The following is a 15,726-nucleotide window of genomic DNA, read 5'->3' on the forward strand; positions in this document are numbered from 1 at the left end:
GCGATGGGGGAAGGTCAGCGGTCGGTGACGGCGCGGTGGGCGTCCAGGTGGGCGCGTAGGGCGGCGGTGAAGCCCTCGGCGTCGCGGGCGGCGATCCGTTCGACGAGCACGGTGTGCTCCTCGACCAGCGAGGCCAGCCGCTGCCGCTGCCCCTCCGGCTGCACCTGGAGCAGCTGGACGGCCATCCGGCGCTGGCGGTCGCGCAGCGCCCCGTAGAACCGTTCGGCGAGTTCGTTGCCGGAGGCCGTCACGATGCCCCGGTGGAAGGCCTCGTCGGCGTCGGCGAAGGCGCCGAGGTCGGCCCGGCGGGCGGGTTCGCGCTGCTGGTCGATCAGCTCGGACAGCTGCCGGACGAGCGCGTCGAGGCCGTCGGGGCGGCGGGTGATCCGGCGGACGGCGGTGCTCTCCAGCGCCTCGCGCAGTTCCAGCACGTCCTCGGCCTCACCGGGGCCGACCGGCACCACGACGGCTCCGCGCTTGGGGAAGAGCTGGAGCAGGCCCTCGGCCTGCAGCCGCAGGAAGGCCTCCCGGACCGGGGTGCGGCTGAGCGAGGCGCGCTCGGCGATCTCGCCCTCGCTGATCAGCGTGCCGCCGGGGAGGCCGCCGCCGAGGATGAGGTCCTTGGTCAGGTCGTACGCGCGGTCCGCGGCCGGGACGCGGGCGGGGGGCAGGGTGTCGGCCATGGACCACACCGTAGCACCATAGATGCAAGCTTAGATGCAACAGTCCGGCCAGAGCCGTGAACCGGGCCGGAGCATCGGTTTCGGTACTGCTCAGGGCCGGAAGAATGCGCTTTCTCACCCCCTCCCGCAGGGCCGAGGATGGGCGGGGCCAACCAGCCTGCCGGGAGGAAGCCTTGTCCCCTGTGTCCCCAGCCCTGCCGCCCCTCGACCCGGCCCTGCCGCCCGTCGACCCGGGCCTGCCGCCCGTCGACCCGGGCCTGCTGCCGCTCACCGCCGAGTTCCGCCCCGAGGGCCTGGCCGTCGGCGGCGTGCTCCTGGACGAGGCGGCCCGCCGGTACGGCACGCCGCTGTTCGTCTACGACGAGGAGCACCTGCGCCGGCGCTGCCGGGAGGCGGTGGCCGCCTTCGGCCGGGGCAACGTCGCCTACGCCTCCAAGGCCTTCCTGTGCACCGCGATGGCCCGCCTCGCCACCGAGGAGGGCCTGCTGCTGGACGTCGCCTCCGGCGGCGAGCTGCGCACCGCGCTGTACGCCGGGGTCGACCCGGACCGGATCGTGCTGCACGGCAACAACAAGGACGAGGCCGAGCTGCGCACCGCGCTGACCGTCGGCCTGCGCCACATCGTGGTGGACAGCTTCGACGAGCTGGACCGGATCGAGCGGCTGCACCGCGAGGAGGGCCTGCCCCCGGCCCGGGTCCAGCTGCGAGTGGCGCCCGGGGTCGCGGCCGGCGCCCACCAGGCCATCCAGACCGGCGGCCACGACTCCAAGTTCGGCTTCGGCCTGGCCGACGGCGCCGCCGCGGCCGCGGTGCGCCGCGCCCGGGGCTCCGCCGCCGTACGGCTGGAGGGCGTCCACGCCCACGTCGGCTCCCAGGTGCTGGACCCGGCCGAGCTGGCCGACGGCGCCGCCGCGGTGGCCCGGTTCGCGGTGGAGCACGGACTGCGCCGGCTGACCGTCGGCGGCGGCCTGGGCGTGGCCTACCTGAGCGGGCAGAGCGCCCCCTCCTTCGCGGTCTGGGCCGAGCGGGTCCGCGCGGCGGTGCGCGGCGCGGGCTGGAGCGGCGAGGTGGGCGTCGAGCCCGGCCGCTCGATCGCCGCCCGGGCCGGGCTGACGCTGTACCGGGTCGGCACCGTCAAGCGGATCGAGGGCGTGCGCACCTACGTCAGCGTGGACGGCGGGATGAGCGACAACCTGCGCCCGGCGCTGTACGGCGCCCGCTACGAGGCCTTCCTGCCGCGCTGCCCCGAAGCGCCCCGGCCGGGGCACGCCCGGCTGGTCGGCAAGCACTGCGAGAGCGGCGACATGATCATCGACGACGCCGCGCTCCCCGCCGACCTGCGGGTCGGCGACCTGCTGGCCACCCCGGTGACCGGCGCCTACGGCTACGCCATGGCGTCCAACTACAACAAGCTGCCGCGGCCCGCCGTGGTCTTCGTCCGCAACGGCGAGGCCCGCCTGGTGGTGCGCCGGGAGACCGAGCACGACCTGCTCCGGCTGGACGTGGCCGCCGGCGACGGCCTCGGGGAACCGGTGGCTGCGCAGCGGTCGCATGCCGTCTAACCTGGGCCGATGCTGAACAGCGCCCGACTGCACGTCCTCCTGGAGATCGCCCGCCGGGGCACCATCGTGGCCGCGGCGCAGGCCCTGCACCTGAGCCCGTCCGCCATCTCGCACCAGCTCGCCCGCCTGGAGCAGGAGCTGGGTGTCGCGCTGGTGGAACGGGCTCCGCAGTCCCTGCGCCTGACGCCCGCGGGTGTCCGGCTGGCCGAGCACGCCCAGGCGATCGCCGATCTGATGGCCGTCGCCCAGGACGACCTGCGGGCGCACGCCGAGGGCGCGGCCGGGGTGCTGCGGATCGGCTTCTTCGCCTCCGCCGGGCTGGACCTGCTGCCCCGGGCGCTGGCCGCGTTCTCCGCCGCGAACCCGCAGGTGGAGCTGGAGCTGATCATGGGCCAGCCGCACGAGCTGGTCCCGGACCTGGAGGCCGGCCGGCTGGACGCGGCCGTCGTCTTCGAGCACCCGCTGGACCCGTGGTGCCGCCAGGCGGCGGTGGACGTGCGGATGTACTTCGAGGAGCCGCAGCTGGTCGTGGTGCCGCTGCGGCACCGGCTCGGGCGGCGCTCGCTGGTGCGGCTGGCCGAGCTGGAGGGCGAGAGCTGGATCGGCACCCACGGCGGCAGCACCGGCGAGCCGGTGCTCGAACGCGCCTGCGCGGCCGAGGGGTTCCGCCCCCGGGTGCGCTGCCGCAGCGACCACTACCAGGTGACCATCAACCTCGCGCGGGCCGGCATGGGCGTCGCGCTGATCCCGGCGCTCGGTCTGGCCGACAGCGCCGGGGTGCACGTCTGCCGGCTGGACCACCCGCAGCTGCACCGCCGGATCGGCGTGGCCACCCGGACCACCAACCGCAACCCGGTGCTGCGGTCCTTCCTCGCCGAACTCGGCGCGGCGGCCGGGGAGATCAGGTCGCTGCTCGACATGCGCTGGGCCTGACCTCCCCGGCCCGGGCGTCCCCCGGCCCGGACCATGCCCGGCCCTGACCTCCCCGGCCCGGAGCCCGTCAGGCCGGCCGCTGGGCCCAGGCCGCGAGGGCGCCGCCGACGTCCCGGATGGCGTGCACGGCGGCCCGCTCGGTGCTGGGCCCGAGCGCCACGTCCCAGTGCGCGACGACCGCGTAGGCCACCCGCCGGGCGCCCACGATGACGCCCGCGTCGGCCCGCACCCCGGTGTCCGTACCGGTCTTGTTGGCCACCAGCAGGCGGCCGGGCAGCGGTTCGGGGAAGCCGGGGGCGTACGGGTCGTGGTCGATCAGCGCGGGCACCAGCCCGTGGTCGGTGTTGGCGCGCATCCAGCCGAGCAGCCGGGCCGAGGCCCCCGGGGTGGCCATGGTGCCCCGGACCGCGAGGGCCACCAGGCGGGCCAGGTCGCGGGCGGTGCCGGTGGCGAAGACCGGCGGGAGGTCCGGCCCGCGCTCGTCGCGCACTCGGTCGTGCAGGGTGAGCCGTTCCAGCCCGAGGTCGTGGGCCAGCCGTGCGGTGGCCGGCAGGCCGACCAGCCGCAACAAGGCGTTGGTGGCGGTGTTGTCGCTGACCGCGGCGGTCAGCCAGGCCAGGTCCTCCACCGTCCAGCCGGGGCGGCTGAGCCGGCCGAGCAGGCCGGTGCCGCCGGTGACGTCCTCGGGGAGGATCGCGGCCGGCTGCCCGGCCGCCAGTTCCCCGTTGTCCAACCGCCGGGCGACCTCGGCGAGCAGGAGCAGCTTGGAGGCGCTGGCGACGGGCAGCACGACGGTGTCGTCCACCCCGACCGCTTCGCCGCCGTCCACGTCGACGGCGGCCACCGCGAGGGTCAGCGGGAGCGCCGCCGAGCTGCGCGCGGCGGCGGCCACCTGGGCGAGGCTCATCGGACCCGCACCACCTCTCCGGCCCGGCTCGCGGTCGGCCGGCCGCCGCGCACCGCGACCCGGCCGGCCACCACGACGGTCTCCACGCCCGCCGGCGCCAGCAGCGGCCGCTCGAAGGTCGCGCCGTCCAGGACGGCCGCCGGGTCCAGCACCACCAGGTCGGCGACGGCGCCGTCCCGGACCACCCCGCGCCCGGCCAGCCGGAACCGCCCGGCGGGCAGGCCGGTCATCTTGTGCACCGCGAGCTCCAGCGGCAGCAGGCCCTGCTCGCGCCCGTAGTGGCCGAGCACCCGGGCGAAGCTGCCCGCCCAACGGGGGTGCGGGCGGCCGGGTTTGGGCACGCCGTCCGAGCCGATCATGGACAGCGGGCTGGCCAGCACCCGGCGGACGTCGTCCTCGCGCATCGAGTGGCTGATGATGGTCACCTCGCCCTGCGCCTCCAGCAGCAGGTCGCTCACGTAGTCGACCGGGTCGGCGCCGCGCTCGGCGGCCAGGTCGGCGATCCGGCGGCCCTCGGCGGTACGGCGGGCGGGCGCGGCGGCGACCGAGATCAGGTCCCAGCCGCCGTTGCCGACGGTGTTCTCCCAGCCCTCGACGCCGTTCGCGATGTCCGCCCGGATCCGGTCCCGCACCTCCTTGCTGCGCAGCCGCTCCAGCAGGGCGGCCGGCCCGCCCTCGCTGGTCCACGGCGGCAGCATCGCGTGCAGCACGGTGCTGCCGGCGGTGTACGGGTAGACGTCGCAGAGCACGTCCACGCCGTCGGCGCGGGCCTGTTCCAGGCGCGGCAGGGTACGCAGGGTGGCGCCCCAGGCGTGCCGCCCGGCGGTCTTGTGGTGGGAGACCTGGAGCGCCGCGCCGGAGCGCACCGCGATCTCCAGCGCCTCCTCCAGGGCCTTCTCCACCTGGGACATCTCGTCGCGCAGGTGGGTCACGTACGGCTTGCCGTGCCGCGCGGCGACCTTGGCCAGGGCCACGATCTCCTCGGTGTCCGCGTAGACGCCGGGCGGGTAGATCAGGCCGGTGGAGAGGCCGGCCGCGCCCTGGGCCAGCGCCCGGTCGAGCAGGTCGCACATGGCGGCCAGCTCCTCGGGGGTGGGCGGGCGGTCCTCGAAACCCATCACCCCGGCGCGCAGCGTGCCGTGGCCGACCAGCGAGGCGATGTGGTTGCGGCGCAGTTCGGGCCGCTGGCCGGCCGCGAAGGCGTCGAAGTCCTCGGCGGGCAGCACCGGCCCGAGGCCGAAGGAGACCCGCAGGTGCCCGGCCAGTTCGGGCAGCCGCTCGGGCAGGGCGGGGAACAGGCTGATCCCGCAGTTGCCGCTGATCTCGGTGGTGACGCCCTGGAGCAGCGGGGCGAGCCGCAGTTCGTCCAGGGCGTCGCCGTCGGTGTGGGTGCCGCCGCCGAAGGGGGCGGCGAGCGCGTCCGAGTGGGTGTGGACGTCGATGAAGCCGGGGGTGACGACCCGTCCGGTGACGTCCAGCGTCTCGGCCGCGGCCACCGCGGTGCCCGGCGGCAGGACGGTGACCCGGCCCCCCGCGACGGCGAGGTCGGCCGCGCGGCCGGGCGCCCCGGTGCCGTCCACCAGGGTGCCGCCGCGCAGCAGCAGGTCGACCGGGGTCGTGGTCACGTCCGCTCCCATCAGTCCTGTCGCTCCCATCAGAGCACCGTCGAGAGGAAGGCCCGGGTGCGGTCGTGCCGCGGGGCGGTGAACACCTCGGCCGGGCTGCCGGCCTCCACGACGGCGCCCTCGTCCATGAAGACGACCCGGTCGGCGACCTCGCGGGCGAAGCCCATCTCGTGGGTGACGACGATCATCGTCATGCCGCTGCGGGCGAGGTCGCGCATCACGCCGAGCACCTCGCCGACCAGCTCCGGGTCGAGCGCGGAGGTGGGCTCGTCGAAGAGCATCAGGGTCGGTTCCATGGCCAGCGCCCGGGCGATCGCCACCCGCTGCTGCTGGCCGCCGGAGAGCTGGGCCGGGTAGTGGTCGGCCCGGTCGGCCAGGCCGACCCGGGCGAGCAGCTCGCGGGCCCGGCGCTCGGCCTCCTGGCGCGGGCGCCCCTTGACCGCGATCGGGCCCTCCATCACGTTCTGCAGCGCGGTGCGGTGCGGGAAGAGGTGGAAGCGCTGGAAGACCATGCCGATCCGCTCGCGCTGGTGGCGGATGTCGCGCGGCCGGCGCTCGCGCAGCCTGCTGCCGGAGGCGCCGTGCGGCTCGTAGCCGACCAGCTCGCCGTCCACCTCGATCCGCCCGGCGTCGATCTTCTCCAGGTGGTTGAAGCAGCGCAGCAGGGTGGACTTGCCGGATCCGGAGGGGCCGATCACGCAGAGCACCTCCCCCGCCCGGACCTCCAGGTCGATGCCGCGCAGCACCTCCAGGTCCCCGAAGTGCTTGCGCACCTTCCGGGCCGACAGGACCACCTCGGCGGTCGGCTTCGCCGGATCCGTACCCGTCACTTGCCCTCCCCCTTCTTCACGCGCTTCTGTGCTGCGCCGCGCCCCGGCCGCAGGTTGGCCAGCACCCGGCGGTGCAGGGCCGGCGGAGCGCCGGCCGGGTTGAACTTCCGCTCCACCGCGTGCTGGGCGACGCTCGCGATGGTGGTGAGCACCAGGTACCAGAGGGACGCGACGATCAGCAGCGCTATCACCTCGAAGTTGGCGAGGTAGAGGTGCTGGGAGACGGTCATCAGGTCGGCGCCGGCGATGACGGAGACCAGCGAGGTGGTCTTCAGCATCGAGATGAACTGGTTGCCGAACGGCGGGATGATCACCCGCATCGCCTGCGGCAGCACCACCCGGGTGAGGATCTGCCGGTTGGACATGCCGAGCGAGGCGCCGGCCTCGCGCTGCCCGGGGTCGACGCTCTGGATGCCGGCCCGGACGATCTCGGACATGTAGGCGCCCTCGTTGATCGACAGGCCGAGCAGCGCCGCCACGAAGCCGGTGATCAGGGTGTTGGACTGCCAGCTGACCAGCTTGGGCCCGTCGAACGGGATGCCGATGCTGATCTCCGGGAAGAGCAGCGCCAGGTTGAACCAGAAGATCAGCTGGACCAGCAGCGGGGTGCCGCGGAAGAACCAGGTGTACGCCCCGGCGGTGGTCCGCAGCACCGGGCTGTCGGACAGCTGCATCACCGCGACCACCACGCCGATGACGATGCCCACCACCTGGGAGATCAGGGTGAGTTGGACCGTCACCCAGAGCCCTTCCAGGATCACGCCGTCGAACTGGTACCGGGCGACGATGTCCCAGTGCAGGTTGGGGTTGACGATGATCGTCCAGGCCAGCCAGACGGCGACGAAGGCCGCCGCCAGCACGGCGAACCAGCGCGCCGGGCGGGGCCGGCCGGTGACCTCGAAGGCCAGGTCGTCGTCGGCCGCGGCCTCGGCGGTCGGGACTCGGCCGGCCGGTGCGGGCATCGCGGGGTCTCTCATGTCGGTGCTCATCTCGTCGGTGCCGCCGTTCTCACTGCGCCGCGTTGACGGTGGCGCGCTCCACCGCGCTGCCGCCGACCTGGTAGGTGTCCAGCACCTTGCGGTACTCGCCGCTCTCGATCAGCTCCTGGAGCGCCTTCTGCACCGCGTCGCGCAGCCCGGAGTCCTTCTTCGCCACCGCGATGCCCCAGGGCGCCGTCCCGTACTGGTCCGGCAGCACCTCGTAGGAGCCGCTGTTCTGCACGAACATCTGCGCCACCGGGTAGTCCACGATCGTGGCCACGGCCCGCTCGCTGTCCAGCTGGAGCAGCCCGGTCGGGGCGTCCTCGCTCTGCGAGATCGCCATCCTGGTGGCGCACTTGGCGTTCTGCTGCTCGCCGATCTCCAGGTTGGAGCTGCCCTTGGCGAGGACCACCTTCTTGCCGCAGAGGTCCTCCAGGGACTTGATGCCCTCGGGGTTGCCCTTCTTCGTCATGATCACGCCGCCGGTGCGGAAGTAGTCGACGAAGTCGACGGCCTGGCGGCGCTGGGCACTGTCCGTCATGGAGGACATCACCAGGTCGTAGCGGCCGGCCTGGAGGCCGGGGATCAGGCCGTCGAAGGAGGAGTTGGCGAGCTCCAGCTTCAGGCCGAGCCTCCCGGCGACGGCGGCGGCGAGGTCCGGGTCGACCCCGGTCAGCTCGGTGGTGCCGGGCTTGTACATCTCCATCGGCGGGTAGCCGACGGAGGTGGCGACTCTGAGCACGCCGCTCTGCTTGTTCTTCGCCGGGAGCAGCTCGGCGGCGCTCTTCCCGGCGTTCTGCGCGGCCTGGGCCGCGCCGGCGGCCGGGGAGCCGCCCTGGTCGGAGCGCCCGCAGGCGGTGGCGGCCAGGACGACCAGGGACAGTGCGGCCAGACAGCGCAGGGAACGGGGGCGGTTCATCGGCTACTCCCTCGGGCGGTGACGGTGCGCCGATGCTGGCAGCCGGGTCCGGGTGAACGGAAGATGATGAAGCTATTGCTGCCTCACCAACGATTTTTGTACGGCTGACCGCCCTGTCCTGCGGCTTCCGGCCGTACCGGGCCGGCCTGGTCGCCCGGTCGACCGGTCGGCCGGCCGACCGGTGCGCCGGTCAGCCGGTGAGCCACGGGGCCTCGGGCAGCTTGGCGTCCGCCTGCCGTCCGGCGAGCTCGACGGTGGTGGGGGTGCCCAGCCCCGGCATCCGCATCGTCACCCGGCGCAGCCCGCCGTCGCCGTCGACCCAGTAGGTCAGCGGCGAACGGGCACCGTCGGGCGCGGCCCCCTGGGCGCGCGGACCGGCGAAGCGGTCGTAGCCCTTGCCGTCGATCCGGTCCCGGCCCAGCCAGCGGGCCCCGGACTGGGCGAGCAGCAGCGGGTTGTCGGGGCGGTCCGCGCCGAGCTGGACCAGCAGGTTCAGTCCGGCGTCCAGCGGATCCGCCGTGTAGGTGCGCGGCGACCAGCCCTGGCGCGGGATGCGCTCGGCCTGCTCCCAGGCGGGGGCGTCGGTGGCGGGGGCGGTGCCGGCCTGGTCGGGGGCCAGCCCGAGGCCGCCGGTGTCCCAGACGATCAGGCCGTGGTCCAGCGCCCCGCTCGCGCCGGTGGTCCGGTAGCGGCCGACCCCCCGGTGGTTGCGGTAGTCGACGACCCCGTCGACCCGGATGGTGACGCCCCCGCCCTCCTCGGCCGTGAGCGTCACCGCCACCGGGCTCGCCTGGTAGAGGTTCAGCCGCGACAGGGCGAGCCGGCCGGCCTCGTCGGTGGTCACCGGGCGTTCGACGGCCTCGTCGGAGACCGTCCGGTAGACGGCCACGCCGCCCGCCGCGGCGCCGCACACCACGATCGCGATCAGGGCCTTGAGCCAGTGGGACCGCCGGGGCCCGCGGCCGTCGGCCTTCGTCTTGCGGGGCATGCAGCCGCTCCCTCTCCTCGGTCGGACACGACAGTCGGGCGGGCCCGGGGACCAACGGTCCCACGAACCCGCCCGATTCGGGCCCGGTGCCGGTCTCCCCGCACCGGGCCCGGTACGAACACCCCGTCCGGGGCTAGCCGCGCTGGGCGGCCTTGCGCCTGCGGGCCACCAGCACCGTGGCGGTGCCGAGGGCGATCAGCGCCGCCGCGCTGGTCAACACGATCGGCATCCCTTCACCCGCACCGGTGTTGGGCAGGTGCCCGGACGCCGGGGGCGCCGGGGCCGGCGGCACCGGGGCCGCCGTCGTCGGCGCCGGGGTCGGCGTCTCGGTCGGGGTGGGCGTCGGTGTCGGCGTCGGGATCAGCTTGTTGACGGCCGTCACCTCCACACCGGCGTCGAGGTTCGCCGAGGTCAGCTTCAGCGGGCCGAAGACGGTGACCTCCGGCGCCGCGTAGCCGTCCGGCGGGCTCAGCTCCTGCCAGTAGTACGTCCCCGGCACGCCGGTGCCCTGGCAGATGCCGTCGGCGCCGGTCGTGCAGGGCTCACCGACCTTGGTGTCGGGCTTGTCGCCGGTCGGCTGGAGCCCGTCGGTCCCGTTGGTCTCGTGCCACAGCTGGAACTTGGCGCCGGCCAGCGGCTTGCCGTCCTGGTCGTGCTTGACCAGGCGCAGCGCGCCCTCCTGGAGTCGGAAGCCGAAGTCGTAGGTGTGGTCGTTCTCGCCGGGGCCGCCGGTGGTCAGCGCCCGCTCCGGGAACCTGCCGTCCTTCGGAACGATGCCCTTGGAGTCGATGAAGTGGTTGTCACCGACGTCGTGGTCGGTCGGCACCCACTGGAAGAGGGGGCCGTCCTTGGCGTAGTCCGCCGGGTTGTCCAGCTTGATCGTGTACTTGGTCCTCGGCTTGAGGCCGCCGTCGACGTTGCTGTCGTCGAAGTAGTACTCGCCGCGCTTGGTCGTCTTGGTGGTGCCGACGAGCTTCCCCGACTCGTCGTACAGGTGGACGGTGGCACCCGGAACCGGCTTCTGGCCCGGCAGTTGGAGGCCGCTGCGCTCGGGGTCGTACCAGACCCGGTTGCCGATCTGGAGCGGCGCCTGGTCGCAGAGCACCTCCAGGTCGCCCATCGCGGCGCCCTTGCCGAACGGCGGGATGCCCGGGGCCGTGTTGAGCCGCACGCCGCCGTCCGCCTTGCCGTCGCGCTTCTGGAAGGCGCTGCCGTAGCCGTAGGCCTGGCTGTCGCTGTCGTAGCCCGAGGTCACGATGGAGTCCTCGACCTTCGAGAACGCCATCCCGGCGTTGGCGGGGTTGTTGTGGCCGATCCGGGCGTTGTCGAAGAACCGCTGGCCCCGGGCCTTGGACCCGCAGCCCAGGTTGGTGTCCAGCACGTACGTGCCGTTCTCCGGGCAGGCCTTGAGGAGGTCGCCGCCGGGCAGGACCTTGGACATCACGTTGCCCGTCGGGCTGGCCGCCGACTGGTCGCCGAAGCGGTCCCGGAAGGCGAGCAGCATCGAGCCGTCGGTCTCGAAGGCGATCTCGGCGACCGCCGGCTCGGGGTTGGCCAGGTAGTTGGCCCCGCAGGCCTGGCCGTTCTGGGTGGTCGGGAAGGTGTCCTGCCACGGGAACCAGGCGGTGCCCGGGCACGGGCCGCCGACGGTGGTGCCGCGCGGGTAGTCGAGCGGCTGGTTCAGCACGGCCGGCTTGAACGCGCCGGTGGACAGGTCGAACGGCAGCACCACGGCGCGCAGGTCCGTGGCCTTGCCGGTGGACTCGCCCGAGCAGACGCCGCCGAGGAAGCCGGTGCCGTCCTGGATGCCGAGGCCGTACGGACGCCAGTCCCCCGGCGCCGGGCAGCCCGGGTCCGGGATGGCGTAGGCGGCCTTGGGCGCGGCCGCCGTCGCCGCGGTGGCGTCGTAGCGGTAGAGCTTGCGGTCGTTCAGGTTGACGACGAAGAGGTCCTTGCCGTCGTCGGTGATCTTGATGCCGCCGAGGCTCTCCTTGCCCACCGGGGCCAGGAAGCCGTCGTCGTTGCCCGGGCCGTGCGGGGTGGTGCCCGCGTCCGGGACGGTGGCGAACAGCGTGGTCTTCTTCGTCGCCCAGTCGGTGACGTAGATCCCGCCGGGGCCGCCGGGGCCGTAGGCGGTGGTCCGCTTGGCCTGGGCCGAGGAGAACACCCGCTTGTCGGCCTTGTTCCAGGCGATGCCGTACAGGTTGCCGGTCTGCCCGGCCGTGGCCACGTCGGTCAGGGTGAAGCCGGTGCCGGCCGTGCCCCGGGACTCGTACGGGAAGGACACCAGCGTGTGCTGGGCGGCCCCGTCCTGGGGCGGGTTCTGACAGGTCGACACCAGCGGCGCGTTCTTCTGGCAGTAGTCACCCGGGCTCCAGAGCCCCGTGGTGATCTCCACCTTCTTGCCGCCGGAGAGGTCGACGAACTCCTCGTTGGAGCTCAACTTGTTCGGCCCGCCGTCCAGACCCTCGCGGGAGGCGAAGGCCGGGTAGAGCACGCCCGGCTTCGGGTTCACCACCTGGACGCGGTACTTGCCGCCGGTCAGCTTGCTCGCGGCCGGCGCCAGCGTCACCGTGCCGTCCGCCGCCGTGGTGCCCTCGATGGAGGCCCCGGCCTCGTCGGTGAGCGTCACCTTCACGCCCGCCATGCCCGATTCCAGCCCGGGCGTCCACACACCGTCGGTGTCCACGGCCCGGATCACGTGGACCGCCACCGTGCCGTCACCGGTCTGGGGGAAGGCCGGCGGGGCCGCCGCCAGGGACCAGGAACCGGCCAGTACGGCCAGCGTCACCGCGCCGCCCGCGGTGCGAAGGCCCGCGGCGCGGCGGCCGGGTGGACCCGTCCGCCGCCCGCCGGAGCCGCGCGCGGCACCGACGGTTCGATCATTTGTCGTCGTCATCCCTGCTCTCATCATCCAGTTGGGCCTGCCGCCCGACCTCGGGAGCGAGTTCGCGAGTGGCGGAAAGCCGCCATTGTTAACGGGAGCTTAAAGGGACTTCACACAAGTTCGCCGGGAAACAAGGAACTTTGACAGGAGATCAGACGTTACGAGGCCGTCACGGCTGCTCATCCGACCCCGGCCGTCGAGCCGTTGACCAGCGCCGATCCGCCTGCTGCGGCCCGCCGCCCCCGGCCGTCACCGTACCGCACCGTTGACCGTCGAACACTCTTCCCCCCGGAACCGTCCACACCGGGCCCCGACTCACCCACCCCACCCACAACTTGGGCAACAACCGGCCACCGGCTGGCCCCGCCCCGGGGCGGACTGGCACGATGTCCGAATGCGCATTCTGGTCATCGGCGGCACCCGCTTCATCGGATTCCACTTCGCCGAGGCGGCACTGGCCGCCGGGCACGAGGTCACGGTGGTGCACCGGGGCCGCTCCGGCGCCGGACTCCTCCCGGACGCCACCCACCTGATCGCCGACCGCGACGCCGACCTGTCCGCGCTGCGCGGTCGGCACTGGGACGCCACCGTCGACCTCTGCGCCTACTACCCGCGCCAGGTACGGGAGTTGGCGGCCGCCCTCGACCCCGGCGCTGCCGGGCGCTACCTGCTGGTCTCCTCGCTCTCGGTGTACGACGTCCCGGCCGCCCCGGGCTACGCCGAGGACTCCGCCCTGCTCCCCGCCGACGGCCCGGAGGCCGAGGAGATCACCGCCGAGACCTACGGCGTCCTCAAGGTCCAGTGCGAGCGCGCCGCCCGGCAGGCCTTCGGCCCGGAGACCCTGCTGGTCCGCCCGACGTACGTGATCGGCCCCCGCGACTACACCCACCGCTTCGACTACTGGGTGGAGCGCCTCACCCGGGGCGGCGAGGTGCTCGCCCCGGGCCGGCCGGACGCGCCGCTCCAGGTGGTCGACGTCCGCGACCTCGCCGCCTGGATGCTCGCCCTGCTGGAGCGGGGCGCCTCCGGCGCCTACCACGCCGCCACTCCCCCGCCGTTCGGCATCGGCGACCTGCTCGACGCCGTCGCCACGGCGGTCGCCCCGCCCGGCACCACCCTCACCTGGGTGGACGAGGACTTCCTCCGGGCCGCCGGCGTCCAGGAGCGCGCCCTCCCGCTCTGGCCCGCCGACCCGGAGAGCCGCGCCACCAGCACCGCCGACCCGGCGGCCGCCCTCGCCACCGGCCTCGCCCTCCGGCCGGTGGCCGACAGCGCCCGCGACATCCAGCCGTTCGAACGCGTGCCGGGCACCCTCGACCCCGAGCGGGAGGCCGAACTCCTCGCCGCCTGGCACCAGCGGTAGCGGTAGCGGCGCCGACGCGGAGTCCACCGGCACGGGGCCGACCGCCGCCCCGCGACAGCCGGTCCGGCCCCGGCCCGGACATCTCCCGGGCCGGGGCCCACGCCGCTCGGGCCTCCGCTGATCGCCACGCCCCTTGCGCGCCTCAGCCCGCCAGGGGCGGGTTGAGCCGGGCGAACGCCTCCTGCCGCCGGTACGGGAAGTACGGGTACGGCGCGGTGCGGGCGCTCGCCGCGTCCAGCCGGGCCACCTGCTCCTCCGTCAGGGACCAGCCGACCGCGCCGAGGTTCTGCCGCAGCTGCTCCTCGTTGCGGGCGCCGATGATGACCGAGGAGACGGTCGGACGGCGCAGCAGCCAGTTGATCGCCACCTGGGGGACGGTGCGTTCGGTCTCGGCGGCGACCTCGATCAGCGCGTCGACCACCCGGTACAGCAGCTCGTCCTCCACCGGCGGGCCGTAGTCGGCGGTGTCGTGCAGCCGGCTGCCGTCCGGGAGCGGCTGCCCGCGGCGGATCTTCCCCGTGAGCCGGCCCCAGCCGAGCGGGCTCCAGACCAGGGCGCCGACGCCTTCCTCCTGTGCGAGCGGCATCAGTTCCCACTCGTAGTCGCGGCCGACGAGCGAGTAGTAGACCTGGTGGGCGGCGTACCGGGGGCGGCCGTGCCGATCGGCGAGGGCGAGGGACTTCATCAGCTGCCAGCCGGAGAAGTTGGAGACGCCGGTGTAGCGGATCTTGCCGGCCCGGACCAGGTCCTCCAGGGTGGCGAGCACCTCCTCGATCGGGGTGCCGGCGTCGTAAGCGTGCAGCTGAAACAGGTCCAGATAGTCGGTGCCGAGGCGGCGCAGCGCGTCGTCGACGCTCCGGACCAGCCGGGCGCGGGAGGTGCCGGCGTCCTGCGGGCCGTCGCCGGTGGGCAGTCCGGCCTTGGTGGAGATCAGCACCTGGTCGCGGCGGCCGCGGACCGCCTGACCGAGCACCTCCTCGGAGGCGCCGTCGGAGTAGACGTCGGCGGTGTCGAAGAGGGTGACCCCGGCGTCGATGGAGATGTCGAGGAGCCGGCGGGCCTCCTGGACGTCGGTGGTGCCCCAGGCGCCGAACAGCGGGCCGCGCCCGCCGAAGGTGCCGGTGCCGAGACTGAGCGCGGGCACCTTGAGTCCGGACGCGCCGAGCCGGCGGTACTCCATGTCGGTGGCGATGGTCATGGCGGATTTCTCCCCTCGAAGCCCCTAATGGGACCGCTGTTCCGTTAGGATGCTCTGAACCTAGCAGAGTCCACCCGTCTAATGGAACAGGAATCCCGTTAATGGCCGTCGAGCCCTCCACGCCCGGCACGGTCCGCCCCGGCGGCCGGACCGCCCGGGTCCGCGCCGCCGTCCTGCGCGCCGCCGAGGACGCCCTGGTCGAGCGCGGCTTCAGCGGCCTCGACCTCGGCGACATCGCCCAGCGGGCCGAGGTCGGCCGCACCACCGTCTACCGCCGCTGGGGCAGCACCACCGCGCTGGTCGCCGACCTGCTCGCGGACATGGCCGAGCAGTCGCTGCCGCGCACCGACAGCGGCTCCCTCGCCGGGGACCTCCGGGCCAACGCCCGGCTCGTCCAGCGCACCCTGGCCGACCCCCGGCAGGGCGCGCTGTTCCGCGCCGTCATCGTGGCGGCGACCTGCGACCCGGACGCGGCCGAGGCCCTGCGGCACTTCTACCGGCGCCGGGTCGAGGAGTGGGCGCCGTGCGTCGCCGCGGCCGTCGAGCGCGGCGAACTCCCGCCGGACACCGACGGGTTCGAGGTCGTCCGGGCGGTCTCGGCACCGCTCTACTACCGGATGCTCACCACCGCCGAGCCGCTGGACGAGGCGGCCGCGGACCGCGCGGCGGAGGCCGCCGAGGCGGCGGCCCGCGCCGGGGCGTACCGGCGGCAGGGCGGCTAGGAACGCGAACGGCCGCACAGCGCCGAAGCGTTGTGCGGCCGCCGGGCGCGGCGAGGGCCCTGGAAGGCCGGAACGACGCTCCGACATCATCCGACCGACGGCGGGGGCCGCCGGGGGGCTCCCCCGGCG

General features: G+C 74.2%; 13 protein-coding genes. 4 read left to right on the forward strand and 9 right to left on the reverse strand.

What is annotated here, in order from left to right; translation table 11 throughout:
- Positions 1-14 precede the first annotated feature (14 nt).
- Complete coding sequence (locus ACFRQN_RS20665) at positions 15-683, reverse strand: GntR family transcriptional regulator (RefSeq protein WP_380741471.1); 669 nt, start codon at positions 681-683, stop codon at positions 15-17.
- 182 nt (positions 684-865) lie between these two features.
- Between ACFRQN_RS20665 and lysA the strand changes: the two genes are divergently transcribed.
- Positions 866-2,245: a diaminopimelate decarboxylase gene (lysA, locus tag ACFRQN_RS20670; RefSeq protein ID WP_380741477.1), complete on the forward strand. Its 1,380-nt coding sequence runs from the start codon at positions 866-868 to the stop codon at positions 2,243-2,245.
- A gap of 9 nt (positions 2,246-2,254) precedes the next feature.
- Positions 2,255-3,178 carry a LysR family transcriptional regulator gene (locus ACFRQN_RS20675; RefSeq protein ID WP_049660390.1) on the forward strand — a complete coding sequence of 308 codons (924 nt, stop codon included), beginning with the start codon at positions 2,255-2,257 and terminating at the stop codon, positions 3,176-3,178.
- A gap of 67 nt (positions 3,179-3,245) precedes the next feature.
- Here ACFRQN_RS20675 and ACFRQN_RS20680 read toward each other — a convergent pair whose 3' ends face one another.
- The 7 genes from ACFRQN_RS20680 to ACFRQN_RS20710 all read right to left on the reverse strand — a co-directional run bounded on the left by ACFRQN_RS20680 (position 3,246) and on the right by ACFRQN_RS20710 (position 12,326).
- Positions 3,246-4,085 (reverse strand): serine hydrolase, encoded by an 840-nt coding sequence (locus tag ACFRQN_RS20680; RefSeq protein WP_380741472.1) that lies wholly within the window; start codon positions 4,083-4,085, stop codon positions 3,246-3,248.
- A complete protein-coding gene (locus ACFRQN_RS20685) occupies positions 4,082-5,710 on the reverse strand; it encodes an amidohydrolase family protein (protein ID WP_375875715.1) in 1,629 nt (542 codons plus the stop codon). The genes ACFRQN_RS20680 and ACFRQN_RS20685 overlap by 4 nt, the downstream gene beginning before the upstream one ends.
- Before the next feature lie 29 nt (positions 5,711-5,739).
- Entirely contained in the window at positions 5,740-6,540 is an 801-nt protein-coding gene (locus ACFRQN_RS20690) for an amino acid ABC transporter ATP-binding protein (RefSeq protein WP_380741473.1), read from the reverse strand.
- Positions 6,537-7,517, reverse strand: coding sequence for an amino acid ABC transporter permease (locus ACFRQN_RS20695; RefSeq protein ID WP_259316988.1), 981 nt, complete (start codon positions 7,515-7,517; stop codon positions 6,537-6,539). Before ACFRQN_RS20695 ends, ACFRQN_RS20690 begins: the two co-directional genes overlap by 4 nt.
- 31 nt (positions 7,518-7,548) lie before the next feature.
- Complete coding sequence (locus ACFRQN_RS20700) at positions 7,549-8,439, reverse strand: ABC transporter substrate-binding protein (RefSeq protein ID WP_117492893.1); 891 nt, start codon at positions 8,437-8,439, stop codon at positions 7,549-7,551.
- Between the two features lie 190 nt (positions 8,440-8,629).
- Positions 8,630-9,427 carry a hypothetical protein gene (locus tag ACFRQN_RS20705; RefSeq protein ID WP_074005754.1) on the reverse strand — a complete coding sequence of 266 codons (798 nt, stop codon included), beginning with the start codon at positions 9,425-9,427 and terminating at the stop codon, positions 8,630-8,632.
- A gap of 133 nt (positions 9,428-9,560) precedes the next feature.
- Positions 9,561-12,326, reverse strand: coding sequence for an SdrD B-like domain-containing protein (locus tag ACFRQN_RS20710; RefSeq protein WP_380741474.1), 2,766 nt, complete (start codon positions 12,324-12,326; stop codon positions 9,561-9,563).
- 382 nt (positions 12,327-12,708) lie between these two features.
- Here ACFRQN_RS20710 and ACFRQN_RS20715 point away from each other — a divergent pair, with 382 nt between their 5' ends.
- The gene (locus ACFRQN_RS20715) at positions 12,709-13,677 is read left to right on the forward strand and encodes an NAD-dependent epimerase/dehydratase family protein (protein WP_380741475.1); all 969 of its coding nucleotides are present in this window, start codon (positions 12,709-12,711) and stop codon (positions 13,675-13,677) included.
- A 142-nt stretch (positions 13,678-13,819) separates the two neighbouring features.
- Here the strand turns inward: ACFRQN_RS20715 and ACFRQN_RS20720 are convergent, their stop codons facing one another.
- Positions 13,820-14,857: an aldo/keto reductase gene (locus ACFRQN_RS20720; protein WP_049654646.1), complete on the reverse strand. Its 1,038-nt coding sequence runs from the start codon at positions 14,855-14,857 to the stop codon at positions 13,820-13,822.
- 119 nt (positions 14,858-14,976) lie between these two features.
- Here ACFRQN_RS20720 and ACFRQN_RS20725 point away from each other — a divergent pair, with 119 nt between their 5' ends.
- Complete coding sequence (locus ACFRQN_RS20725) at positions 14,977-15,597, forward strand: TetR/AcrR family transcriptional regulator (RefSeq protein WP_380741476.1); 621 nt, start codon at positions 14,977-14,979, stop codon at positions 15,595-15,597.
- Positions 15,598-15,726: the final 129 nt, after the last annotated feature.

Source organism: Kitasatospora sp. NPDC056800 (assembly GCF_042789775.1).
Taxonomy (GTDB): domain Bacteria; phylum Actinomycetota; class Actinomycetes; order Streptomycetales; family Streptomycetaceae; genus Kitasatospora.